17 protein-coding genes and 1 pseudogene are annotated in these 21,921 nt (G+C 75.2%); 4 read left to right on the top strand and 14 right to left on the bottom strand.

Annotated features, from left to right (window positions below):
* Window positions 1-50 precede the first annotated feature (50 nt).
* Both B9L22_RS04040 and clpB read right to left on the bottom strand, forming a co-directional pair.
* Window positions 51-1,034, bottom strand: coding sequence for a diacylglycerol kinase family protein (locus B9L22_RS04040; RefSeq protein WP_086149286.1), 984 nt, complete (start codon window positions 1,032-1,034; stop codon window positions 51-53).
* A 133-nt stretch (window positions 1,035-1,167) separates the two neighbouring features.
* A complete protein-coding gene (gene clpB / locus B9L22_RS04045) occupies window positions 1,168-3,789 on the bottom strand; it encodes an ATP-dependent chaperone ClpB (RefSeq protein WP_086149287.1) in 2,622 nt (873 codons plus the stop codon).
* 294 nt (window positions 3,790-4,083) lie between these two features.
* Between clpB and B9L22_RS20155 the strand changes: the two genes are divergently transcribed.
* Window positions 4,084-5,454: a hypothetical protein gene (locus B9L22_RS20155; RefSeq protein ID WP_198947191.1), complete on the top strand. Its 1,371-nt coding sequence runs from the start codon at window positions 4,084-4,086 to the stop codon at window positions 5,452-5,454.
* 73 nt (window positions 5,455-5,527) lie between these two features.
* Here the strand turns inward: B9L22_RS20155 and B9L22_RS04055 are convergent, their stop codons facing one another.
* Window positions 5,528-6,859, bottom strand: a complete 1,332-nt coding sequence (locus B9L22_RS04055; protein ID WP_086149664.1) for an enoyl-CoA hydratase/isomerase family protein — start codon at window positions 6,857-6,859, stop codon at window positions 5,528-5,530.
* A 106-nt stretch (window positions 6,860-6,965) separates the two neighbouring features.
* Here B9L22_RS04055 and B9L22_RS04060 point away from each other — a divergent pair, with 106 nt between their 5' ends.
* The 3 genes from B9L22_RS04060 to B9L22_RS04070 all read left to right on the top strand — a co-directional run bounded on the left by B9L22_RS04060 (window position 6,966) and on the right by B9L22_RS04070 (window position 10,185).
* Complete coding sequence (locus tag B9L22_RS04060) at window positions 6,966-7,943, top strand: alpha/beta hydrolase (protein ID WP_086149288.1); 978 nt, start codon at window positions 6,966-6,968, stop codon at window positions 7,941-7,943.
* 65 nt (window positions 7,944-8,008) lie between these two features.
* On the top strand, window positions 8,009-9,613 hold the full coding sequence (locus B9L22_RS04065) for a DNA-3-methyladenine glycosylase 2 family protein (RefSeq protein WP_304441579.1): 1,605 nt from the start codon (window positions 8,009-8,011) through the stop codon (window positions 9,611-9,613).
* On the top strand, window positions 9,610-10,185 hold the full coding sequence (locus B9L22_RS04070) for a methylated-DNA--[protein]-cysteine S-methyltransferase (RefSeq protein WP_086149289.1): 576 nt from the start codon (window positions 9,610-9,612) through the stop codon (window positions 10,183-10,185). Before B9L22_RS04065 ends, B9L22_RS04070 begins: the two co-directional genes overlap by 4 nt.
* A gap of 27 nt (window positions 10,186-10,212) precedes the next feature.
* On the opposite strand, the gene B9L22_RS04075 is transcribed toward B9L22_RS04070, so the two are convergent.
* The 11 genes and pseudogenes from B9L22_RS04075 to dcd all read right to left on the bottom strand — a co-directional run bounded on the left by B9L22_RS04075 (window position 10,213) and on the right by dcd (window position 21,857).
* Window positions 10,213-10,761 carry a DoxX family protein gene (locus B9L22_RS04075; protein WP_086149290.1) on the bottom strand — a complete coding sequence of 183 codons (549 nt, stop codon included), beginning with the start codon at window positions 10,759-10,761 and terminating at the stop codon, window positions 10,213-10,215.
* A gap of 133 nt (window positions 10,762-10,894) precedes the next feature.
* Complete coding sequence (locus B9L22_RS20160; protein ID WP_198947192.1) at window positions 10,895-11,911, bottom strand: CAP domain-containing protein; 1,017 nt, start codon at window positions 11,909-11,911, stop codon at window positions 10,895-10,897.
* Window positions 11,912-11,995: 84 nt separating this feature from the next.
* On the bottom strand, window positions 11,996-12,988 hold the full coding sequence (locus tag B9L22_RS04085) for a cation diffusion facilitator family transporter (protein ID WP_021483834.1): 993 nt from the start codon (window positions 12,986-12,988) through the stop codon (window positions 11,996-11,998).
* A 277-nt stretch (window positions 12,989-13,265) separates the two neighbouring features.
* A pseudogene (gene mnhG / locus B9L22_RS04090) lies at window positions 13,266-13,649 on the bottom strand (monovalent cation/H(+) antiporter subunit G); the annotation flags it as partial.
* Window positions 13,649-14,056 carry a monovalent cation/H+ antiporter complex subunit F gene (locus B9L22_RS04095; RefSeq protein WP_043653007.1) on the bottom strand — a complete coding sequence of 136 codons (408 nt, stop codon included), beginning with the start codon at window positions 14,054-14,056 and terminating at the stop codon, window positions 13,649-13,651. The pseudogene mnhG and the gene B9L22_RS04095, both read right to left, overlap by 1 nt.
* Window positions 14,053-14,652: a Na+/H+ antiporter subunit E gene (locus tag B9L22_RS04100; RefSeq protein WP_086149292.1), complete on the bottom strand. Its 600-nt coding sequence runs from the start codon at window positions 14,650-14,652 to the stop codon at window positions 14,053-14,055. The genes B9L22_RS04095 and B9L22_RS04100 overlap by 4 nt, the downstream gene beginning before the upstream one ends.
* The gene (locus B9L22_RS04105) at window positions 14,649-16,277 is read right to left on the bottom strand and encodes a Na+/H+ antiporter subunit D (protein WP_086149293.1); all 1,629 of its coding nucleotides are present in this window, start codon (window positions 16,275-16,277) and stop codon (window positions 14,649-14,651) included. The genes B9L22_RS04100 and B9L22_RS04105 overlap by 4 nt, the downstream gene beginning before the upstream one ends.
* Window positions 16,274-16,894 carry a Na(+)/H(+) antiporter subunit C gene (locus B9L22_RS04110; protein ID WP_369824792.1) on the bottom strand — a complete coding sequence of 207 codons (621 nt, stop codon included), beginning with the start codon at window positions 16,892-16,894 and terminating at the stop codon, window positions 16,274-16,276. The genes B9L22_RS04105 and B9L22_RS04110 overlap by 4 nt, the downstream gene beginning before the upstream one ends.
* The gene (locus B9L22_RS04115) at window positions 16,891-19,920 is read right to left on the bottom strand and encodes a Na+/H+ antiporter subunit A (RefSeq protein ID WP_233139717.1); all 3,030 of its coding nucleotides are present in this window, start codon (window positions 19,918-19,920) and stop codon (window positions 16,891-16,893) included. The genes B9L22_RS04110 and B9L22_RS04115 overlap by 4 nt, the downstream gene beginning before the upstream one ends.
* A gap of 225 nt (window positions 19,921-20,145) precedes the next feature.
* Window positions 20,146-21,216 carry a hypothetical protein gene (locus B9L22_RS04120; RefSeq protein ID WP_086149295.1) on the bottom strand — a complete coding sequence of 357 codons (1,071 nt, stop codon included), beginning with the start codon at window positions 21,214-21,216 and terminating at the stop codon, window positions 20,146-20,148.
* Between the two features lie 65 nt (window positions 21,217-21,281).
* On the bottom strand, window positions 21,282-21,857 hold the full coding sequence (dcd, locus tag B9L22_RS04125) for a dCTP deaminase (RefSeq protein ID WP_086149296.1): 576 nt from the start codon (window positions 21,855-21,857) through the stop codon (window positions 21,282-21,284).
* Window positions 21,858-21,921: the final 64 nt, after the last annotated feature.

Raw genomic sequence — 21,921 nt, forward strand, 5'->3', positions numbered from 1 at the left:
CTCCCGCGCGCCCGCCCTCGCACGACGTCGGCGCACCGGTCAGAACAGGCTCAGCGGTTGCCGGGAGCACCGCGCGTGAGGTCCTCGGACTCCTCGGGGTGGTAGACGCACACGTGCAGGGCATCCGGTCGCACGCTGACGTCGAGGCGCTCGTCCGGATCGATGACGTCGCCGTCGAGCTGGCGGGGCTGCGGCCGGTCGGACACGACGGACACCTCGCGCCCCCGCACGACCTCGCGGCTCGGCACCCGGCTCTTGCCGCGCACCACGCCCCACAGGAGCTGGACCCAGTGCTGGAGGTTCCGGGGCGCGAAGATCGCGACCTCGAGCTGGCCGTTGTCGGGTTCCGCGTCCGGGAGGAGATTCGTCCCGGCCTGGAGCCGTCCGACGTTCCCGATGACCACGGTGCGCGCCCGGCGCCGCCGCGTCCGCCCGTCGACGGTGACCTCGACGTGCATCTCGTCGTCGGCGAGGTGCTTGAGCGCGGAGAAGACGTACGCGATCGAGCCCGCGCGGGCCTTGAGCGCCGTCGGCGCGTCCTGCATCATCGCGGCGTCGAGGCCCATGCCGGCCATGATCGCGAACGTCTGGCCGTCGGCCACCCCGACGTCGATCGTGCGCCGGCCGCCGCGCAGCACGAGCCGGATGCCCTCCTCGGCGTCCGACGGGACCCCGAGGTTGGCGGCGAGCAGGTTCCCCGTGCCGCCCGGCAGGATCGCCAGCGCGGCGTCGGTGCCCGCGAGCCCCTCGACGACGGCGCGGACCGTGCCGTCGCCGCCGCTCACGAAGACCACCTCGGCGCCGTCCTCGACGGCCTGGCGCGCCTGCCCCGTCCCCGGGTCCTCGGCCGTCGTCTCGAGCCACGCGGGCTCGGGCCACCCGGCGTCCGTGAGGCGCGCGACGATGAGCTCGCGCAGCGCGTCGAGCCCCTCGACGCGGTTCGGGTTGACGATGACCGCGGAGCGGCGCGGGACGTCGTCGGGCCGCCGCTGCGCGGAGGTGGTCGCGGAAGAGGTCGTCTCGTCGGTCGGCACGGACCGAGTATGTCCCGGTCGCCGCGAGGACGCTCGGCCGAGGACCGCCGAGGACCGCCGAGGCGCGAAGACGCCGCGGCCCGTGCCGCGCCCCGCCCGCGGGGGCAGGACGCGGCACGGGCCGGCGGTCGGGTCAGGCCGTGAGGATCTCCGTGCCGAGGGCGAGGCCGTCGCCCTCGGGGTCGCGGTCGACCCGCACGACGTCGCCGTCGGCGACGTCGCCCGAGAGCAGCATCCGCGCGAGGCGGTCGCCGATCTCGCGCTGCACGAGGCGGCGCAGCGGGCGCGCCCCGTACGCCGGGTCGAAGCCCTCGAGCGCGAGCCACTCGCGGGCGGCCGTCGTCACGTCGAGCGTGATGCGCCGGTCCGCGAGGCGCCGGCCGAGCGCGGCGACCTGGATGTCGACGATCCGGCCGAGCTCCTCGATCGTCAGCGGCTCGAACACGATGACGTCGTCGAGCCGGTTGAGGAACTCGGGCTTGAAGGACGCCCGCACCGTGCTCATGACGGCCTCGCGCTTCTCCGCGTCGTCGAGCATCGGGTCCACGAGGAACTGCGAGCCGAGGTTCGACGTCAGCACGAGGATGACGTTGCGGAAGTCGACCGTGCGGCCCTGGCCGTCGGTGAGACGGCCGTCGTCGAGCACCTGCAGCAGGATGTCGAAGACCTCGGGGTGCGCCTTCTCGACCTCGTCGAGCAGCACGACCGAGTACGGCCGACGCCGGACGGCCTCGGTGAGCTGGCCGCCCTCCTCGTAGCCGACGTACCCCGGGGGCGCCCCGACGAGCCGGGCGACCGAGTGCTTCTCGGAGTACTCGGACATGTCGATGCGCACCATGGCGCGCTCGTCGTCGAAGAGGAAGTCGGCGAGCGACTTCGCGAGCTCCGTCTTGCCGACGCCCGTGGGGCCGAGGAAGAGGAACGAGCCCGTGGGGCGGTCCGGGTCGGCGACGCCCGCGCGCGAGCGGCGGACGGCGTCGGACACCGAGCGGACGGCGGCCTGCTGGCCGATGAGGCGCTCCCCGATGACCTCCTCCATGTGCAGGAGCTTCTCGCTCTCGCCCTGGAGCATGCGGCCGGCCGGGATGCCCGTCCACGCGGACACGACCTCCGCGATCTCGTCGGCGCCGACCTTGTCCGCGATCATCGGCGCGGCCTCGGGGCCGGACGCGGCGAACGCGTCGTCGGCCTGCTCGGCCGCCTCGGCCTCGTCGAGCTCGCGCTGCACCTGCGGGATCTCGCCGTACTGCAGGCGGCCCGCGGTCTCGAGGTCGCCCTCCCGGATCGCGCGCTCGACCTGGACGCGCAGCTCGTCGAGCTTCGCGCGCAGGTCGCCGACGCGGTTGTGGCCCGCCTTCTCGGCCTCCCACCGCGCGGTGAGGGCCGCGAGCTCCTCACGACGGTCCGCGAGGTCGGCGCGCAGCTTCTCGAGCCGTTCGAGCGACGCGGGGTCGGTCGACTCCGACAGCACGACCTCCTCCATCTCGAGGCGTGTGACCGCGCGCTGGAGCTCGTCGATCTCGATCGGCGAGGAGTCGAGCTCCATGCGCAGGCGCGACGCCGCCTCGTCGACGAGGTCGATCGCCTTGTCCGGGAGCTGGCGCCCGGTGATGTACCGGTCGGAGAGTGAGGCCGCCGCGACGAGCGCGGAGTCGGCGATGGTCACCTTGTGGTGCGCCTCGTACCGCTCCTTGAGCCCGCGCAGGATCGCGACCGTGTCCTCCACCGAGGGCTCGCCGACGAACACCTGCTGGAACCGGCGCTCGAGCGCCGGGTCCTTCTCGATGTACTCGCGGTACTCGTCGAGCGTGGTCGCGCCGACGAGGCGCAGCTCGCCGCGCGCGAGCATGGGCTTGAGCATGTTGCCCGCGTCCATGGCGCCCTCGCCGCCCGCGCCCGCCCCGACGACCGTGTGCAGCTCGTCGATGAACGTGACGACCTCGCCGTCGGAGGACTTGATCTCCTCCAGGACGGCCTTGAGGCGCTCCTCGAACTCGCCGCGGTACTTCGCGCCCGCGACCATGCTCGCGAGGTCGAGCGACACGAGGCGCTTGCCCTGGAGCGAGGTCGGGACGTCGCCCGCGACGATGCGCTGGGCGAGACCCTCGACGACGGCCGTCTTGCCGACGCCCGGCTCGCCGATGAGCACCGGGTTGTTCTTGGTGCGGCGGCTGAGCACCTGCACGACGCGCCGGATCTCGGAGTCGCGCCCGATGACGGGGTCGAGCTTGCCCTCGGCGGCCCGCGCCGTGAGGTCGGTCCCGTACTGCTCGAGCGCCTTGTACGTGCCCTCGGGGTTGGGGCTCGTCACGCGCGCGCCCCCGCGGACGGCGGGCAGCGCGGAGCGCAGGGCCTCGGCGGTCGCGCCGGCCTGCTGGAGGATCGTCGCGGCCTGCGACGACCCGGCCGCGATGCCGAGGAGCAGGTGCTCGGTCGAGACGTACTCGTCGCCGAGCGCCTGGGCCTCCTTCGCGGCGGCGTCGAGCGCCGCGGACGTGGCGCGTGACGGCGTCGGCTGCGCGACGGCCGAGCCGCTCGCGGTGGGCAGCGCGACGAGCGCCGCGCGCACCTTCTGCCCGACAGCCTGCTTGTCCGCGCCGACGGCGTCCAGGAGCCCGACGGCGACGCCGCCCTCCTGCGTGAGCAGCGCGGCCAGGAGGTGGGTCGGCTCGAGCTGGGGGTTGCCGGCGGCCGACGCGGTCTGGATCGCCTCGCCGATCGCCTGCTGCGACATCGTGGTGAACTTCGTTTCCATAGGTGCTCCGTGTGATGCTCGAAAAGATGGTCTGACCAGTGGAACGACTCCTAAGTTGAGTGTATTCCGCTCAACTTCGATCGGCACCCCCGTGCGACCTCTCCTCGCCCGCCCGCATGCCGGAGCGGATGAAGTCCGGCCGCATTCCGTCTCAAAACGGCATCGACCCTCGCCCCGGGCGACGATCCGCGACATGCTGGGCGGGTGAACACCTCACCCTTGCGCAGACGACTCGGCCTCGGTGCCCTCCTCGCCACCCTCGCACTGTTCCTCACGGGGTGCATGAGGATGGACATGGCCATCACCCTCAACGAGGACGACACGTTCGACGGCAGCGTCGTCATGGCGTTCTCGGACGAGGTCGCCGAGTCCATGGGCTCGGACCCCCAGGAGCTCTGGGACCAGATGGGCTCCGAGATGGAGTCCGAGATGCCGGAGGGTGCGACGCAGGAGCCGTACGCGCAGGACGGCTACACCGGCACCAAGATCACCTACGCCGACCAGCCGATCGCGCAGCTCGACACCGGCGCCGCCGACTCGATCTCCGTCACCCGCGAGGGCGACGACTACGTCGTGAGCGGCTCGATGGACATGACGGGTGAGGAGTTCAACCCGGACACGGGTGACGCGGCGACCGACGAGATGTCGCGGCAGATGATGGAGGGTCTCGACATCAAGATCGCCATCACGTTCCCCGGCGAGGTGGCCGAGTCCAACGGCGAGGTGGACGGCAACACCGTGACGTGGACCCCGGTGGTCGGCGAGGTCAACGAGATGACGGCGCGCGGCTCGGCCGTGCCCGGCGGCTCCGCGGGCTCGGGGACGGACGAGGGCACAGACGAGGGCACGGACGAGGGGACCGACGACGGCGCGACCGCGCCCGACGCCGACAGCTCCGACGGGTCCGGCTCGTCGGCGTGGATCTGGTTCCTGGTCGGCGGCCTCGTGCTGCTCGGCATCATCGGCCTCGTGCTGTGGCTCGTGCTCCGCTCGAAGCCCGGCACGCAGGACGGCCAGGCCACGGGCTTCCCGCAGGGCGGGTACCCCGGCCAACCCGGCCAGCAGGGGGTCTACGGCGCACCGGGTCAGTACCCGGGCCAGCCCGGCCAGCAGGGTCAGTACCCCGGCCAGCAGCCGTACCCGGGCCAGCAGGGCCAGTACCCCGGGCAGGGCCAGCAGGGCCAGTACCCGGGCCAGTACGGCCAGCCCGGCGCGCACCCCGGCCAGCAGGGCCAGTACCCCGGGGCCCCGGGCCAGCCGGGTCAGTACCCCGGCCAGCCCGGCCAGTACCCCGGCCAGCAGGGCCAGTACCCGGGTCAGCCCGGCCAGCCGCAGGGCTACGGGACGCCGTCCGGCCCGGGCCAGCAGGGTGGCCCGTACGGCGGCCAGCCGCCGGCACCGCCGCAGCAGGGCGGCTACCCGGGCGCCGCGCCGTTCGCGCCCCCCGGCGCGCCGCACCCGCAGTCGTCCCCGACGACGCCGCTGCCCGCCCAGCCGCCCGTCCCGCCGGGCGCGACCCAGCCGCTGCCGCCGCACCAGCCGCCGGCACCGACCCAGCCGCTCCCGCCGCAGCCGGGCCCCGCGGGCCAGGACGGCCCGGGCGCGCAGGCCGGTCCCGACGACGAGATCGACGACGCGACGCGCCTGCGCCCGCCGACCGACTGAGCGGTCCGCACCCCGCACGACACGACGGCCCGCCCCGGGAGACCGGGGCGGGCCGTCGTGCGTCCGGGACCGTTCAGGACTCGACGGTGACCTCGACGACGTCGCCGACGGCGTCGAGCCGCACCGCGGGCCAGTAGCCGTCGAGGAAGTGCTCGCCGCACGTGTCGGCGAGGTGCACGACGACGCTCCCGTCCTCGTGCCGCTCCACGAGCTCGACGACGAGGTCGTCGTGCGCCGCGGCGAGCTCGTCGGGCGTCGGCTCCCCCTCGCTGAAGCGGCGCACGACGGCCTCGACCGCGCGGCGCGCGAGCCGCGGGCCGAGGGCGTCGTCCCACAGCGCCTCCGCGGGCACGTAGGCGAGCGCCTCGGCGCCGAGCGCGGGGTCGACCTCCGCGAGCGTCGCGGGGCGCCACGACGGGTCGCGGTCCTTGTCGACCACCTGCGCGCGGATCCCCTCGACGAGGTCGGGCTGCGTGTCGACGAACCAGCAGACGAGCCCGTACTCCTGGGCGAGCGCCGCGCGGAGGTCGGGCAGGTCGCGCGCGCTGCGGACGGCCGCGAGCGCGACGGTCACCGCGGTGGGCGACAGCCGTTCGAGCTCGTCCGCCTCGGCGCCCGCGCGCTCGTCGCCGTCGGCCGCAGCCGCCCGCAGGCGGGCCACGATCTCCGGCACCGTGTCCGCCGCGTACGCGGCGTCGATCGCGGCGCGGCGCGCGACGAGCCCGGACACCGGCGCCGGGAGGGCGTGCCGCCGCACGACGTCGCGCACGGCCTCGACGTCGAGCGGGTCGACGCCCGCGCTCGCGAGCGCGGCGAGGTCCGCGCCGAGCACGGGCAGCCGCTCGCTCGGCACGTAGTGGTCGGCGAACCCGGCGTGGATCGCGTCGGCGGCGTCCATCGTCACCGCGCCGAGCGCGAGCATCTCCCCCAGCCGCCCCGGCGCGCGGGCGAGGAGCCACGACCCGCCGACGTCGGGCGTGAAGCCGATCCGCGTCTCGGGCATGGCGACGCGCGAGCGCTCCGTGACGACGCGGACCGGCGCGTGGGCCGCGAGGCCGACACCGCCGCCCATGGTGATGCCGTCCATGATCGTCACGACGGGCACGGGCAGCTCCGCGAGCGCCGCGTCGACCGCGTACTCGCGCCGGAAGTACCGGCGCGCGTCGGCCTGCCGCCCGGCGACGACCGACGCGTGGAGCTCGCGGATGTCGCCGCCCGCGCAGAGGCCGCGGTCGCCCGCGCCGTCGAGCAGCACGAGCCGCACGGTCGGGTCGACGCGCCACTCGTCCAGCACGTCGGCGATCTCGCCGAGCATCGAGTACCCGAGCGCGTTGAGCGCGCGGGGCCGGTCCAGGGTGAGGTGCCCGACGCCGTCGTCGACGCGGGCGAGGATCTCGCTCGTCATCCGCGTCACGCTACCGCCCGTCGGCGGCCGCGGGCACGCACGACGTGGGACCCTGGCACGGCAGAGGGGTCGGGCCGGCGGTGCCGGCGGCAGCGAGGAGGCGGCGGTGGACGAGGCGACGCGGACGGACGGGACCTGGCGGCCCGACGTGCTGGGCGGGGACTGGGTCGCGCGCGACCTCGACCTCCCGGGCGGCGCGGTGGCGACCCTGGTGCGGCGCGACGCCGCGGCCCCCGCGGGCGACCGGCCCGCGGTGCTGTACGTGCACGGGTTCATCGACTACTTCTTCCAGACGCACGTCGCGGAGGCGGTCGAGGCGCGCGGGTACCGGTTCTACGCCGTCGACCTGCGCGGCTACGGGCGCTCGATCGGCCGCGGCTCGGGCGCGCCGTCGCGGCCCGACGACGACCCCAACTTCGTCACCGACCTCGCCGTCTACGCGCAGGACCTCGACGCGGCCGCGCGCGCGGTGCGCGCCGAGGGGCACGACCGGCTCGTGGTGCTCGGCCACTCGACCGGCGGTCTCCTCGCGAGCCTGTGGGCCGACGCGCGGCCCGGCCGGCTCGCGGCGCTCGTGCTCAACAGCCCGTGGTTCGACCTCAACAAGCCGTGGCTGTTCCGCGGCCCGGTGACGTGGGTGGTCGACGTCGTCGGACGGGTCGCGCCGCGGCTCGTCGTGGGCGCGCTCGACCCGCACTGGGCGGAGGCGCTGCACGCGAGCACGGGCGGCGAGTGGGACTTCGACCTCGCGTGGAAGCCGATCGAGGGGTTCCCGGTGCGCGCCGGGTTCCTGCGCGCGGTGCGCCGGGGCCACGCCCGCGTCGCGCGCGGGCTGCACGTCGACTGCCCGGTGCTCGTGCTCGCGTCCGCGCGCAGCGGCCCGGCGTCGGGCTGGCACGACGCCCTGCTCACGACGGACAGCGTGCTCGACGTCGGGCACATCACGTCGCGCGCCGAGCGGCTGGGCGACGACGTCACGGTCGTCACGGTCGAGGGCGGCGCGCACGACCTCGCGCTCTCCCCCGAGCCCGCCCGGTCCACGTACCTGCGCGAGGTCCTCGACTGGCTCGACGCGCGGGTCTGACGCCTCCCACCGTCGTGTCCGAATCCCGCTAGCCAGGGCGTGGTCCGGCGGGTGAGGATCGAGTCATGACGACGACCCTCGCGACGCCCCCGGCGACCATGGACCCCGTGTTCGCCGAGCGCTACCGCGCCATCGCGTCGCGCGACCGCCGCTTCGACGGGCAGTTCATCACCGCCGTGAGCAGCACCGGCATCTACTGCCGGCCGTCGTGCCCGGCGCGCACCCCGAAGCCCGAGAACGTCACCTTCTACCTCACCTCGGCCGCCGCCCACGAGGCCGGCTACCGCGCGTGCAAGCGCTGCCTCCCGGAGGCGGTGCCGGGCACGCCGAGCTGGGACCTCGGGCACGACCTCTCAGCCCGGGCCATGCGGCTCGTCGCGGACGGCGTCGTGGACCGTGAGGGCGTCGACGGCCTCGCCGCCCGCCTCGGGTACTCGGCCCGGCACGTGCACCGCGTGCTCGTCGCGGAGCTCGGCGCGGGCCCGGTCGCGCTCGCCCGCGCGCTGCGCGCCCAGACGGCGCGGGCGCTGCTCACGGGGACGGACCTGCGGCTCGCCGACGTCGCGTTCGCCGCCGGCTTCGGGAGCGTGCGGCAGTTCAACGACACGATCACGGAGGTCTTCGACACGACGCCGGGCGAGCTGCGCCGTCGGGCCCGGCCCGACCGGGCGCCGTCGACCGGCGACCCGCGCCGCCCGCCCGCCGCCGCTCCCGCCGGGTCCACCGCGGACGACGGCGGCGCCACCGCCGCGCTCGACCTCACCCTTCCCCTGCGCGAGCCGTTCGACGCGCGCGGCGTGTTCGCGTTCCTCGCGGCGCGCGCCGTCGACGGCGTCGAGGTCGTCGACCTCGACGGCCCGCTGCTCTCCTACGCGCGGACGCTCGCGCTGCCGCACGGGCAAGGCGCGTTTCGGGCCACCTACGGGCCGCCGCCCGGGAGCCGACGGCGCGCGCCGCGCTTCCACGTGGAGCTCGAGCTGACGTCCGTGGCCGACCTGCCGGCCGCGATCGCGCGCGTCCGGCGGCTGTTCGACCTCGACGCCGACCCGGCGGCCGTGGACGCGGCCCTCGCGGCGGACCCCGCGCTCGCCGCCTCGGTGCGCGCGGTGCCGGGGATCCGCGTCCCGGGGGCGGTGGACCCCGCCGAGATCCTCGTGCGCGCGCTCGTCGGGCAGCAGATCTCGGTCGCGGCCGCGCGGACGCACCTGTCGCGGCTCGCCGTCGCGCTCGGGACGCCCTTCGCGTCGCGGTTCGGCCCGAGGCGCCTGTTCCCGACCCCCGCGCAGCTCGCCGCCGGGGGCGCGGACCACCTGCGCGGCCCCGCCCGGCGCACGGCCGCGGTGCTCGGCGTCGCGCACGCCCTCGCCGACGGGTCGCTCGCCCTGTCCCCGGCCGACGACCCCGCGGCCCAGCGCGCCGCGCTCGAGGCGATGCCCGGCGTCGGGCCGTGGACCTCCGGGTACGTGGCGATGCGCGTGCTGCACGACCCCGACGTCCTGCTCGACGGCGACCTCGCGCTCCGCGCCGGTGCCGCCGCGCTCGGCCTGCCCGACGACCGCCGCGCGCTCGCCGCCCGCGCCGAGCGCTGGGCGCCGTGGCGCTCGTACGCCGCGATGCACCTCTGGCGCGCCTCCGCGCCCACCCCGACCCCTGCGAAGGAGACCCCGTGACCACCGCACCCGCCCCCACCACCACGACGGCAGGCACGAGCCCGGCCGTCACCACGACGCTCACCACGCCCGACGGCCCGTTCACGGTCGTCGTCGACGCCGGCGGCGCGGTCCTCGCGTCCGGCTGGACGAACGAGCCCGCGGACCTCGTCGCGCTCGTGCACCCCGGCCTGCGCCCCGCGACGGTCTCCCCCGTGCCCGACGACGACCCCGCCGTCGCGACCGCCGTCGCCGCCGTCCGGGCCTACTACGCGGGCGACGTGCACGCGATCGACGCCGTGCCGGTGCGGCAGGCCTCGGGCCCCTACCGCGCGCACGCGTGGGACGTGCTGCGCACGGTCGAGCCCGGCGACCCGGTGACCTACACCCGGTACGCCGAGCTGTCGGGGCGGCCCGCCGCCGTGCGCGCCGCCGCGGGCGCCTGCGCGATGAACGCGGCGGCCCTGTTCGTGCCCTGCCACCGCGTGCTGCGCACGGACGGCAGCCTCGGCGGCTTCCGCTACGGACTGGACGTCAAGCGCAGCCTCCTCGACCGCGAGGCCCGGGCGACCGTCACGGCACCGGCGCGCTGAGCCCGCCGCGGGCGGACCGCCCCGGCATCACGCCGCCGGAGCGCGCGCCGGCTCCGCGGCCGCGAGCGTGAACCGTGCCCCGAGCGTCGCCGCCGCGACCACCCCGGCGGCGGCGACGAGCACGACGTCCTTGAGCACGTACTGACCCATGAGGGTCATGCCGTCGCCGAACAGGTCGCCCGGGAAGAGCGCGACCGGCGAGAGGACACCGGCCAGCGTGACGGCGAGCACGACGAGCCCGGCCCGCAGCGCGCGACCGGTGAGGAGCGCGATCCCGACCGCCGTCTCGACGACCGCCGTGAGGACCACGGCGGCGGTGCCGTCGACGAGCCCGAAGGTCAGCGCCTCGACCGTACGGCGCACGATCTGCTCCGCCGGGCTCGCGCCCGGGAAGAACTTGAGCACCCCGAAGACGAGGAAGACGAGGCCGAGGGCGACCCGCAGGGCCGGCACGGACCAGGCGGCGAGGCGCTCGCAGAGCCCCTCGCGGAGCCGCCGGGCCGCGGCGCGCCGCGGCCCCTCCGCAACGGGGGCGGGGGTGGGCGGGGTCGATGCGGCGGGTCCGGTGGGGGCCATTCTGAACTCCTCGTCGAGCAGTAGCGTTCCACTTTCCGGCGATAAGATAGCGGACCTGCGATATCCACCGCGCGTGGCTCCGCGCCCGCGAGACGCGGGACGGGCGGTGCGCCCGTCGCCGAGGGGCCGGGGATCAGCCCCAGCCGAAGACCTGCGTCCAGGCCCCGTTCGAGTGCCCGACGCCGATCTCCCGCAGGCCGCAGTTGAGGATGTTCGCGCGGTGGCCCGGCGAGTCCATCCACCCGCGCACCACGTCCTGGGCGGTCCGGTAGCCCTTCGCCACGTTCTCGGCGCCCGGGTTCAGGTAGCCCTGCGCCTGCGCCCGGTCCCACGGCGAGCGGCCGTCGAGGCTCGTGTGGTCCATGTACCCCTGCGCGTCCATGTCCTCGCTGTGGAGCTGCGCCGCGGCGGTGAGCCGCTCGTCGACGGCGAGCGGCTCGCACCCGGCGGCGGCCCGCTCCGCGTTCGTCAGCTCGACGACCGCCGCGCCCTCCGCCGTGAGCGCCCCGGGGCCGGCTCCGCTCGGCGCCGCCGCCCCGGCGGCCGAGGCGGTCCCGGCAGCCGGCGCGGCACCGTCGGCCGTTCCGGTGCCGGGCGTCGGGCCCGACGCGGTCGCGCCGTCCGGGCCGGCCGGGTCCGCCGCGCCCTCGGCGGGCGGCACGTCCTCCGGCGTGGGCGTCGGCACCGGGTCGGCGGGAGGCTCCTCGGTCGCCGCGGGCGCGGTCGCCGCGGGCGGCGCGTCGTCGGCCCCGGGCGCACCGGGCGCCGTCGGGCCGTCCGCGGGGAGGTCGTCCCGCGCGTCGGCCAGGGTGCGCGACGCGCGGTCGTCGCGCGGGTCGCGCCCCGCGAGCCACTCCTGCGGCGCGCTCCCCTGCCACGGCAGCGCCGCGACGACAGGGCCGAGCGGGCCCACGTGCTCGGGCCGGATCTCGCCCGTCACCGTCGCGGCCGTGAGGCCCAGCGGAGGGCCGAGCAGCAGGGCGGCGGCGACGCCCGTCGTCACCGCGACGCGCGGACCGGACCGCAGGTGCCGGGCGAACGGGCCGCCGCGCCGTCGTGCGGGCGCGGCGGAGGACGCGGGCACAGGAGACGACTCGGGAGACGGCGCCGCCCCCGCCGAGCGGTGCCGGGGCGTGCGCTGCGAGACCATCGCTCGACCCTACCCATGAGGACCGCGGATGTGTACCGCTTCGTCCGTTCTGCGCCTGTTCGACGGCGGAGGTCGGCCGCCAGGTCAGACGATCGACGGCTCCTCCGGGGCGGAGACCGTGAACACCGCGCCCGCGATGAGCGGCACGGACGTCACCCGGCGCTCGAGCTCGTCGAGCCGGCGGGCGACGGACGTCTCGGACTCGTCGCCGCGCAGGTCCACGCTCGCCACGAGGTACAGCGCGCGCGGGCCGACGTACTCGAGCCGCAGGTACGTGACGCGCTCGACCTCCGGCAGGTCGCGGATGCCCGCGAGCACCGCGGCGCGCGTCGCCGGCATCGCCGCCTCCCCCACGAGGAACCGCCGGTTGCGGTCGATGAGCACGACGGACACCACCGCGAGGACGAGGCCGACGACGATCGACCCCACGGCGTCGGGCACGGGCGACCCGGTGAGCTGGTGGGCCAGGACGCCCCCGAACGCGACCACGAGGCCGATCAGCGCGGCGGCGTCCTCCGCGAACACCGCGCGCAGCGTCGGGTCCGACGTGACGAGCACGTGGTGCAGGGTGTCGCGGTCCGCGGCCTGCGCCTCGGCGCGCGCCTGCCGCCGGGCGCGCAGGAACGACACGCCCTCGAGCACGAACGCCAGGGCGAGGACCGCGTAGGCGACCACGAAGTCGTCCGCCGGCTGCGGGTGCACCAGCTCCTGGATGCCGTGCGTGATCGACACCCCCGCGCCGACCGCGAACAGCCCGATCGCCGCGAACATCGACCACACGTACGCCTCGCGGCCGAACCCGAGGGGGTGCTCGGTGTCCGCCGGGCGGCGCGAGCGCCGGTCGGCGACGAGGAGGAAGATCTCGTTGCCCGTGTCCGCCCACGAGTGGACGGCCTCCGCGAGCATCGACGCCGAGCCGGTCACCGTCGCGGCGACCGTCTTCGCGCCCGCGATGAGCGCGTTCGCGAGGAACGCGACGATCACCGTGACGGTGCTGTCGCCGCCGCCCTCGGGTCGCGCGACGCGCGGGTTGCGCGACTCCGGCTGCGGCGGGGCGGGCGTGGGGGCGTCGGGCATGCTGCCGGTCTACCAGCCGCGTGCACGACCCGCGCGCGGAGGCCGGACGCTCACGGGTCGAGCACGCACGGGCCGGGCGCGCACGGCCCGGCGCACGGGCCGGGCGCCCGGTCCGGCACCGTGCGTGCGCGCGGCGGCGTCAGCGCGCCGGGCCCTCCGCGTCGGCGGGGCGACCCGCGTCGTCGGGGCGACCCGCGTCGTCGGGCCCGGGGTCGCCCGTGTCGGCGAGCTCGACGCCGCCGGTGGCGCCCGGCTCGCCGTGCCGGTCCGCGTCGTCGTGCTCGCCCGTGTCCTCGCGCTCCGCCGCCTCCTGGTCGCGCGTGAGCTCGTCGACGACGAGCAGGTCCGTGCGGACCTTGCCCGTGCGGTAGCCCGCACGGCCGACCATGTGCGCCGCGACGGGCGACGTGAGGAGCTGGAACACGACGACGAGGAACAGCGTCGCGACGGCGCCCCACGAGCGCAGCCGCAGGCTCAGGCCCGCGAGCACGAGGATCAGCCCGAGCACCTGCGGCTTGGTCGCGGCGTGCATGCGCGCCAGCAGGTCGGGGAACCGCACGACGCCCACGCCCGCGGCGAACGCGAGGAACGCCCCGCACAGGAGGAAGACCGCGGACACGACGTCGGCGATCGTGTCCCACAGGCCGGTGTTCGGGTCCATCAGCGCACCTCCCCCTCGGGCGCGCCGCCGTGGTGCTCGGCGTCGACCGCCGAGTCCCGGTCGGACTCCTCCGCCTCGCGGCGGGCGGCGTCCTCGGCGGCGATCTCCTCGGCCGTGCGGATGCGGCCCTCGTCCTCGGGCTCGACCGACGCGAACCGCGCGATCGTCACCGAGCCCACGAACCCGACGAGCGAGAGCACGACGAGGATCGGGATGGTGTCCGTGCGCCGGGAGAACGCGGCCTCGAGCGCGATCGCGCCGACGAGCGTCGTCGTGAAGACGTCGAGCGCGATCGTGCGGTCGAGCATCGACGGGCCGCGCTCGGCGCGCGCGACGGCGAAGGTGGCCCCGGCGGCGAGCAGCACGGCGCTCACCACGACGATCACGAGGTAGACGGTGTCGCTCATGCCTCGGCCACCTCTCGCGCGGACGGGACGTCGTACAGGCCGGCGGCCCGCAGCTCGTCGTTCGACGCGAACGCGTGCAGCACGCGCGCCTCGAGCGCGAGCGTGTCCTCGCGGACCTTCTCCACGCCGCCCGCGGTCTCGACGTCGAGCACGTGCAGGTAGAGCATCCCGGTGAGGCGGTGCGCCTCGACGACGATCGAGCCGGGCACGAGCGACGACAGCTCGGCCGTGATGGTCAGGTAGATGTCGGACGGGTTCCGCAGCCGCACGCCCACGACGGCGCCGCGCGGCGTGTGCCGCGGGTTCAGCGCGAGGATGCTCACCTGGAACGACGCGACGACGAGGTCGGAGACGAAGCGCCCGACGAGCACGAGGAACGGCCACGGCCGGAACTTCCCGCGCGCCGCGATCGACGGCAGCGGGAAGAACGTGATGACGGCGAACCCGATGAGGACGCCCGCGAGCACGTTGCCCACGGACAGGTCGCCCCAGAGCATGACCCAGACGATCGTCAGCCACAGGATGGTGCGCCACTGCGTGGTGACGCGGGCGAACCAGCCCGAGGCGAGCGCGCGGCGACGGCGGTGCAGGCTCATCCGTCCGCACCTCCGCCCGTGCCGGCCGGTTCGGTGCCGGCGGGTTCAGCGCCGGCAGGTTCCGTGCCGTCGCTCTCGCCCGTCGCGACCTCGTTCGACTCGCCCTGGCCGCGGTCGGAGTCGCCGGGGAACACGGCGTCGACGTACGTGTGGCCGTCGAGCAGCGTCGCGGCGGCGCGCTCGGTGTACGAGTAGAGCGGGCCCGCGACCACGGTGAGCGCGAGGCCGAACGCGACGAGCGCCGTCGCCGGGCCCACCATGCCGCGCGGCAGGCGCGCGTCCGCGGGGATCTCGACGGGCGCCGTCTGCCAGAAGGCCTTGTTCCACGCCTTGACGATCGCGTACAGCGTGAGCAGCGACGTCACGACGGACCCCACGACGAGCGCCCACGTGAGCGGCGTGCCCTGCGCGACGCCCTCCTCGAGGAGGCCGACCTTGCCGAGGAAGCCCGACAGCGGCGGGATGCCCGCGAGGTTCATCGCCGGGATGAAGAACAGGATGGCCAGCCCGGGCGCGAGCTTGGCGAGCCCGCCGAGGCGGTCGAGCGACGTCGACCCGCCGCGGCGTTCCACGAGGCCGACGACGAGGAACAGCGTCGTCTGCACCGTGATGTGGTGCACCACGTAGAAGATCGCGGCCGCCATGCCCGGCTCGGACGCGAGCGCGATGCCGAAGATCATGTAGCCGATGTGGCTCACGAGCGTGAACGACAGCAGTCGCTTGATGTCGTTCTGCGCGACGGCGCCGAGGATGCCCACGACCATGGTCAGCAGCGCGAGCCACATGAGGACGTCGTCGACGACGCTGTCCTCGGGGAAGAGCAGCGTCTGCGTGCGGATGATCGCGTAGACGCCCACCTTGGTGAGCAGGCCCGCGAAGACCGCGGTGACGGGAGCGGGCGCCGTCGGGTAGGAGTCGGGCAGCCATGCGGACAGCGGGAAGATCGCCGCCTTGATGCCGAACGCGAGCAGCAGCAGGAGCTGGATCGCGAGCGCCGTCCCGGGGTCGATCTCCGCGTACCGCTCCGAGAGCTGGGCGAGGTTGACCGTGCCGGTCGCGGCGTAGGTGAGCGCGATCGCGACGAGGAAGACGATCGAGGAGAGCAGCGCCACGACCACGTAGATCGACCCGGCGCGGATGCGCTCGCCCGTGCCGCCGAGCGTGAGGAGCACGTAGCTCGCGGCGAGGAAGATCTCGAACCCGACGTAGAGGTTGAACAGGTCGCCCGAGAGGAAGGCGTTGAACACGCCCGCCGCGAGCACCATGAACGTCGGGTGGTAGATGGCGACCGGCGCCTCCTCGTCGCCGTCCGCCACGCCCTGCGCGAGCGAGTACAGCAGGACGCACAGCATGACGAAGCTCGACACCACGAGCATGAGCGACGAGAGCCGGTCCGCGACGAGGTCGATCCCGACGGGCGCCGCCCAGCCGCCGACGTCGACGACGATCGGCCCCGAGTCGGCCGCGACCAGCAAGCCGACGGACGCCGCGAGGACGAGCGCGAGCGCGGCCACGGTGATGATCCGCTGGGCGCGCGGGTGGCGCCAGAGCGCGAGCGCGAGGCCGGCCGCGACGAGCGGCAGGACGACGGGGAGCGGGACGAGGGCCGCGGCGGTGAGGCTCATCGCGGCTCCTTCCCGTCGGTCCGTCGGTCGTCAGGTCGTGCGTCGTCGTGCCGGGCGTCGGAGCCGCCGGTGCGGCCGTCCGTGGCGTCCCCGGCGTCCTGCCCGGCCGGGCCCGACGGCGGCTCCTCGCCGTCCGTGACGCCGTCGCCGTCGCCGTCGGTCTCGTCGCGGACCTGGGCGGCCTCGTCGTCCAGGGTGGCGCCGCTCTCCTCCGTGTCCGCGTCCTCGAACGCGGGCGCGTTGCGCGCGGCGTGCCGCGCGACGCGGCGGTCCTCGAGGTCGTCCTGCACCTCGTCGTGGCCGTGGAGCTGCCACGAGCGGTAGGCCATCGCGAGCACGAACGCCGTGATGCCGAGCGTGATGACGATGGCCGTGAGGACCATCGCCTGGACGAGCGGGTCGCTCATGTCCTCCTCGGGCGTCGTGCCGATGAGCGGCGCGCCCCCGGCGCGCCCGCCCGCGACGAGGAAGAGCAGGTTGGCGCCGTTCCCCATGAGGATGAACCCGAGCAGGACGCGCGTGAGGCTCCGCTCGAGGAGCAGGTAGACGCCCGCGGCGAACAGCACGCCGATCGCGAGGACGAGGACGACGCTGGGCGTCATGTCGATGACGTTCACCGGCGGCCACCTCCGATCGAGTCGGGCTCCATGGCCTCGAACGGCCCCGTGTCCTCGCCGGGCTCGCGACCCGCCGCGGCGCGTTCCGCGTGCCGGTCGATCTCGGCGCCGAGCGTGCGCAGGATGTCGAGGACGAGCCCCACGACGACGAGGAACACGCCGACGTCGAAGAACAGCGACGTCACGAGGTGGATCTCCCCGACGAGCGGGAGCGCGAGGTCGTAGGCCTCGCTGCCGAGCACGTTGCCGGTGAGCAGGAACGCGACGAGCCCCACGCCCGCGGACAGGAACAGGCCCGTCCCGAGGAGCAGACCGGGGTGGACGGGCGCGGCCTCGCCGAGCTCGTACCGCCCGCCCGCGAGGTAGCGCACGATGAGCGCGATGCCGACGACGAGCCCCGCCGCGAACCCGCCGCCCGGCGCGTTGTGGCCGGAGAACAGCAGGAAGAGCGCGAAGACGATCATGGCGTGGAACAGCACGCGCGTGACGACCTCGAAGATCACCGAGCGGCGTTGGGGCGCGAGGGTGCGCCCGGCGCTCAGCCACACGAGCATGCGCGGCTGGTCCTTCTCCGTGACCCCGCGGCGGCGCAGCGCGGCACCCGGGTCGTCGGTGTCGCTCCAGACGCCCGAGCCGGTGGCCGTGGTCGCGGGCCGGGCCCCCGACGCGCGCAGGATCTCGCCGCTGCGCGAGCGCAGGAACACGAGCGACGCGACGCCCGTCGCGGCAGCCAGGAGGACGGAGATCTCGCCCATCGTGTCCCACGCGCGGATGTCTACGAGGGTCACGTTGACGATGTTCTTGCCGTGCCCGAACTCGTAGGCCTCGGCCGGGAAGTCCACCGAGATGGGCGTCGCGACGCGCGCGAGCGGCGCGACGAGCGCGAAGCCCATCATGACGACGGCCACCGCGAGGCCGATCCCCAGGCGGACCCACCGGCTCGCCGCGAGCGGCCGGTTCGAGAAGTACGCGGGCAGGCGCCGCAGCACGAGCACCATGACGACGAGCGTGATCGTCTCGACGAGGACCTGCGTGAGCGCGAGGTCGGGCGCGCCGTGCAGGAGGAAGAGGACGGCGTTGCCGTACCCCGCGATCCCGACGAGGATCACGGCCTTGAGCCGGCGGCGCGAGCGCGCGGCGAGCACCGAGGCGATGCAGATCGCGGCGACGGCGACGAGCTGCGCGGGACGGTCCCAGGCCCGGAGCTGCTCGGGCCACGCGGTCTGCGCGACCATGACGACGCCCGGGCCGAGCACGAGGACCACGAGGATCGCGCCGAGGTAGAACGGGAGCGAACCACGCTGCGTGACGGCCGTGACGTCGGCGGCCAGGTCGTCGAGCTTGCGCATGACCTTGCGGTACGTGACGTCGGCCTCGGGCCCCGTCCACAGCGACGCCTGGAACCGCTCGACGCGCGACCGCTGCCAGAACAGCACGACGCCGACCGCGAGCACGAGGACGGTCAGGGCGAGCGCGGGCGTGAGGCCGGCCCACAGGACGAGGTGGCCGGGCTCGCCGACGGGGTACGTGTCGGCGTAGGGGGCGAGGAGGTCCTCGCCGAAGTGCGGCACGAGCGCCGTCGCGAGGCCGAGGACCGCGAGCACGACGGCCGGGCCCACGAGCAGGAACGGCTGGCGGTGGATGCGCGCCGGGTCGATCGGCGGCTCCTCGGCCTCGACCGCCGGGCGGCGCGCGGTGCCGGTGCCCCACGCCTTCTCGTGCGCGTTGGCGCGCGCGGGCGACGGGCCGAGGTGCGGCTTGGACGCGAACGCGCCCCACCAGAAGCGCAGGCCGTACGCGACCGTGAACATCGAGCCGACGACGACCGACCACAGCACGACCGTGTCGACCCAGACCGGCCCCTCGCCGTGCAGGAGCGACTCGAGCGCCGCCTCCTTCGCGACGTACCCGGCGAACGGCGGCAGCCCGATCATCGACGCGGTGGCGAGCCCGCCCGCGACCGCGGTCCACGGCAGGGCCTTGCCCACGCCCGTGAGGCGGCGCAGGTCGCGCGTGCCGGCCGCCGCGTCGACCACGCCGACGACGAGGAACAGCGAGGCCTTGAACATCGCGTGCGCGCCGATCATGGCGAGCCCGGCGAGCGCGGCCCCGCGCGTCCCGAGGCCCACGAGCAGGATGATGAGGCCGAGCTGGCTCACGGTGCCGAACGCGAGGACGAGCTTGAGGTCGTACTGCCGCAGCGCGCGGTAGCCGCCCACGAGCAGGGTGCCCGCGCCGAGCACGACGACGAGCGTGCGCCAGACCGTCGTGTCCGAGTAGGCGGGCGCGAAGCGCGCGACGAGGTAGACACCGGCCTTGACCATCGCGGCGGCGTGCAGGTAGGCGCTCACCGGCGTGGGCGCCGCCATCGCGGCGGGCAGCCAGAAGTGCAGCGGGATGAGCGCGGACTTGCTCGCCGCGCCCACGAGGAGGCAGATGATCGCGGCGGTCACGGCGCCGCCCGTCGGGGGGTCCGCGATGATCTCGGACATGCGGAACGTCCCGCCCTGGACGCCGAGGATCACGACCCCCACGAGCATGGCGAGACCGCCCGCGGTGGTGAGGATGATCGCCTGCATGGCGGCACGACGGCTCGCCTTGCGGTCGGCGTAGTGGCCGATCAGCAGGTACGAGAAGACGGTCGTGAGCTCCCAGAACACGAACAGGAGCAGCATGTCGTCCGCGGTGACGAGCCCGACCATCGCCCCCGCGAACGCGGTGAGGACGCCGCCGAACCGCCGCAGGCCCTGCGCGGTGGGCGAGAAGTAGGCCGAGCAGTAGACGAGGACGAGGGCGCCCACGCCGCCGACGAGCAGCAGCATGAGCCACGACAGCGTGTCCATGCGGAAGGCGAGCTCGAGCCCCAGACCGGGCACCCACTCGATGACCTGCGTCGGGTGCTCCCCCGACATCACGCGGTCGGTCCAGGCGAGCGCGTAGGCGGCCGCGGACGCCGGCGCGAGCGCCATGACGAGGAACGCCCGGCGGCCGAGGAACGAGACGAGTGCAGGCGCGCCCAGTGCCATCACGAGATGGGCAAGGAGCACGTAGAGCACGGGCCGCTCCGTCCGGGTCGGGGGCGGGTGGGCGAAGTTCTTGCTGGACTTGTCATCGCCGCGCCCGGGCGGAGGGAAGCCGCAGGGCACGACAGTTCACGGCGCCGACGAGGCCGGGCCGAGAACCATTTTACCGACTCCTCAGCCGTGCGGGGCGCCCGTAGCCCCGTCCGTGACCGATTCCTCAGTCGGCCGTCACAGATCCTCGGGGTCCACGAGGAACTCCGCCTCGTCCGCGATCTCCCCGCCGACCGCCTGGTGCAGCGTCCGCGTGACCTGCGTGACCACCTCCGCGGCGCGCTTGCGCGCGATCTGGTGCTCCAGCGAGGGCTGCTCCCGCTGGGACTCCGCGAGGTCCTGCGGCTCCCAGCGCACGCGGTAGCTCACGGCGCCGCCCACCGTCCACGGCAGCCCGCGCAGCAGGAGGGGCAGCGCCTCCTCGCCGCCGACCTCGACCGCGACGAGCCCGTCCATGCCCAGGTCGACGAGGAGGCCGTACCCGTCGAGCACCGCACCGGTGGTCAGCGCCTTGATGTCGACGTCGTCCGCCGCGGCGTGCAGCGCGCGCCGCAGCTCGGGGTCCATCTTCTCGCCCGGGTAGAGCGGCAGCTCCGCGATGCCCTTCGGCGGCCCCTCGTACGGCTTGCCCTCCGTCGCGAGCCGCGTGCGGGGGTGGAGCCGGCCGACGAGCGCGAGCGCGGCGTGCGGGTCGAGCCACACGTCCGAGTACAGCGTCATGTCGACGGCGACGCCCGGGTCGGGCGTGAGGACGACGCCCGCCCCCGCCGGGTTGCCGACGTCGGTCCGGACCGACCCGCCGAGGCGGCGCGCCGCCGCGACGAGGAACGCGACCACGCGCTCCTCCTCCCGGACCGGCAGGCCGCCGGGGAACGCTCGCCCGACGCCGTCCCGGTCCCCGCCGCCCGGGTAGGGGACGTCCCCGCGCTCGCGGGGGCAGACGACGTCGAACACGAGCGCGGCGCCCGGCACGCCGGAGCCGGGGCCCGCGTACGGGCCGGTGAGCGTCGTGTGGCGCGACGTGCGCAGGACGCCCGGCTCGCCCGGCCGCGCGGTCCGCGCGGGCGGCACGAGGGGCTCGGTGCCCTCCGGCGCGACGTCCCAGCGGGCGCCCGCGAACCGCGAGAGCGCGAGCGTCTCGACCTCGTCCACGAGGACGTCGGCGGGCAGCCCCAGCACGTGCCGCGCCTGGTAGGACTGCGCGGCCCCGGGCCCGGCGGGGTGCGGCAGGGGAGGGAGCGGGCTCATGCGGTGCGGTCCTCCGGTCCTCGGGTCCTGCGGGGTCGAGCGGCGTCCGACGCGGCGGGCCGCGCTCAGACGTCGGTGCGGTGGAAGTTCTGCCACGAGCGGGAGGCCGTCGGGCCGCGCTGGCCCTGGTAGCGGGAGCCGTAGACGCTGGAGCCGTACGGGTTGTCGGCGGGCGAGGACAGCCGGAAGAAGCACAGCTGGCCGATCTTCATACCCGGCCACAGCGTGATCGGCAGCGTCGCCACGTTGCTCAGCTCGAGCGTCACGTGCCCGGAGAAGCCCGGGTCGATGAACCCCGCCGTGGAGTGCGTGAGGAGGCCCAGACGGCCCAGGCTCGACTTGCCCTCGAGGCGCGCCGCCACGTCGTCGGGCAGCGTGACCGTCTCGAACGTGGACCCGAGCACGAACTCCCCGGGGTGGAGCACGAACGGCTCGGCCGGGTCGACCTCGACGAGCCGCGTGAGGTCGGGCTGGTCCTGCGACGGGTCGATGAACGGGTACTTGTGGTTGTCGAACAGCCGGAAGAACCGGTCGAGGCGCACGTCGATGCTCGACGGCTGGAGCATCGAAGGGTCGTACGGCTCGAGCTGGACGCGGCCGGCGTCGAGCTCGGCCCGGATGTCGCGGTCGGAGAGCAGCACGGGCCCACGCTAGCCGACGCCGGAGCGTGCCCGGACCGGGCTCCGCACCGTGGATCGGCGCCCT

It is taken from the genome of Cellulosimicrobium sp. KWT-B (assembly GCF_002127155.1).
GTDB classification, from domain to species: Bacteria; Actinomycetota; Actinomycetes; order Actinomycetales; family Cellulomonadaceae; genus Cellulosimicrobium; species Cellulosimicrobium funkei.

Excerpts from the sequence above, each read along its gene's own strand:
- B9L22_RS04120 (WP_086149295.1), bottom strand. The coding sequence starts at position 21,216 with ATGAGCCCGCTCCCTCCCCTGCCGCACCCCGCCGGGCCCGGGGCCGCG.
- B9L22_RS04100 (WP_086149292.1), bottom strand. The coding sequence starts at position 14,652 with ATGAGCCTGCACCGCCGTCGCCGCGCGCTCGCCTCGGGCTGGTTCGCC.
- B9L22_RS04075 (WP_086149290.1), bottom strand. The coding sequence starts at position 10,761 with ATGGCCCCCACCGGACCCGCCGCATCGACCCCGCCCACCCCCGCCCCC.
- B9L22_RS04115 (WP_233139717.1), bottom strand. The coding sequence starts at position 19,920 with ATGGCACTGGGCGCGCCTGCACTCGTCTCGTTCCTCGGCCGCCGGGCG.
- B9L22_RS04105 (WP_086149293.1), bottom strand. The coding sequence starts at position 16,277 with ATGAGCCTCACCGCCGCGGCCCTCGTCCCGCTCCCCGTCGTCCTGCCG.
- clpB (WP_086149287.1), bottom strand. The coding sequence starts at position 3,789 with ATGGAAACGAAGTTCACCACGATGTCGCAGCAGGCGATCGGCGAGGCG.
- B9L22_RS04095 (WP_043653007.1), bottom strand. The coding sequence starts at position 14,056 with ATGAGCGACACCGTCTACCTCGTGATCGTCGTGGTGAGCGCCGTGCTG.
- B9L22_RS20155 (WP_198947191.1), top strand. The coding sequence starts at position 4,084 with ATGGCCATCACCCTCAACGAGGACGACACGTTCGACGGCAGCGTCGTC.
- B9L22_RS04055 (WP_086149664.1), bottom strand. The coding sequence starts at position 6,859 with ATGACGAGCGAGATCCTCGCCCGCGTCGACGACGGCGTCGGGCACCTC.
- B9L22_RS04085 (WP_021483834.1), bottom strand. The coding sequence starts at position 12,988 with ATGCCCGACGCCCCCACGCCCGCCCCGCCGCAGCCGGAGTCGCGCAAC.
- B9L22_RS04065 (WP_304441579.1), top strand. The coding sequence starts at position 8,009 with ATGACGACGACCCTCGCGACGCCCCCGGCGACCATGGACCCCGTGTTC.
- B9L22_RS20160 (WP_198947192.1), bottom strand. The coding sequence starts at position 11,911 with ATGGTCTCGCAGCGCACGCCCCGGCACCGCTCGGCGGGGGCGGCGCCG.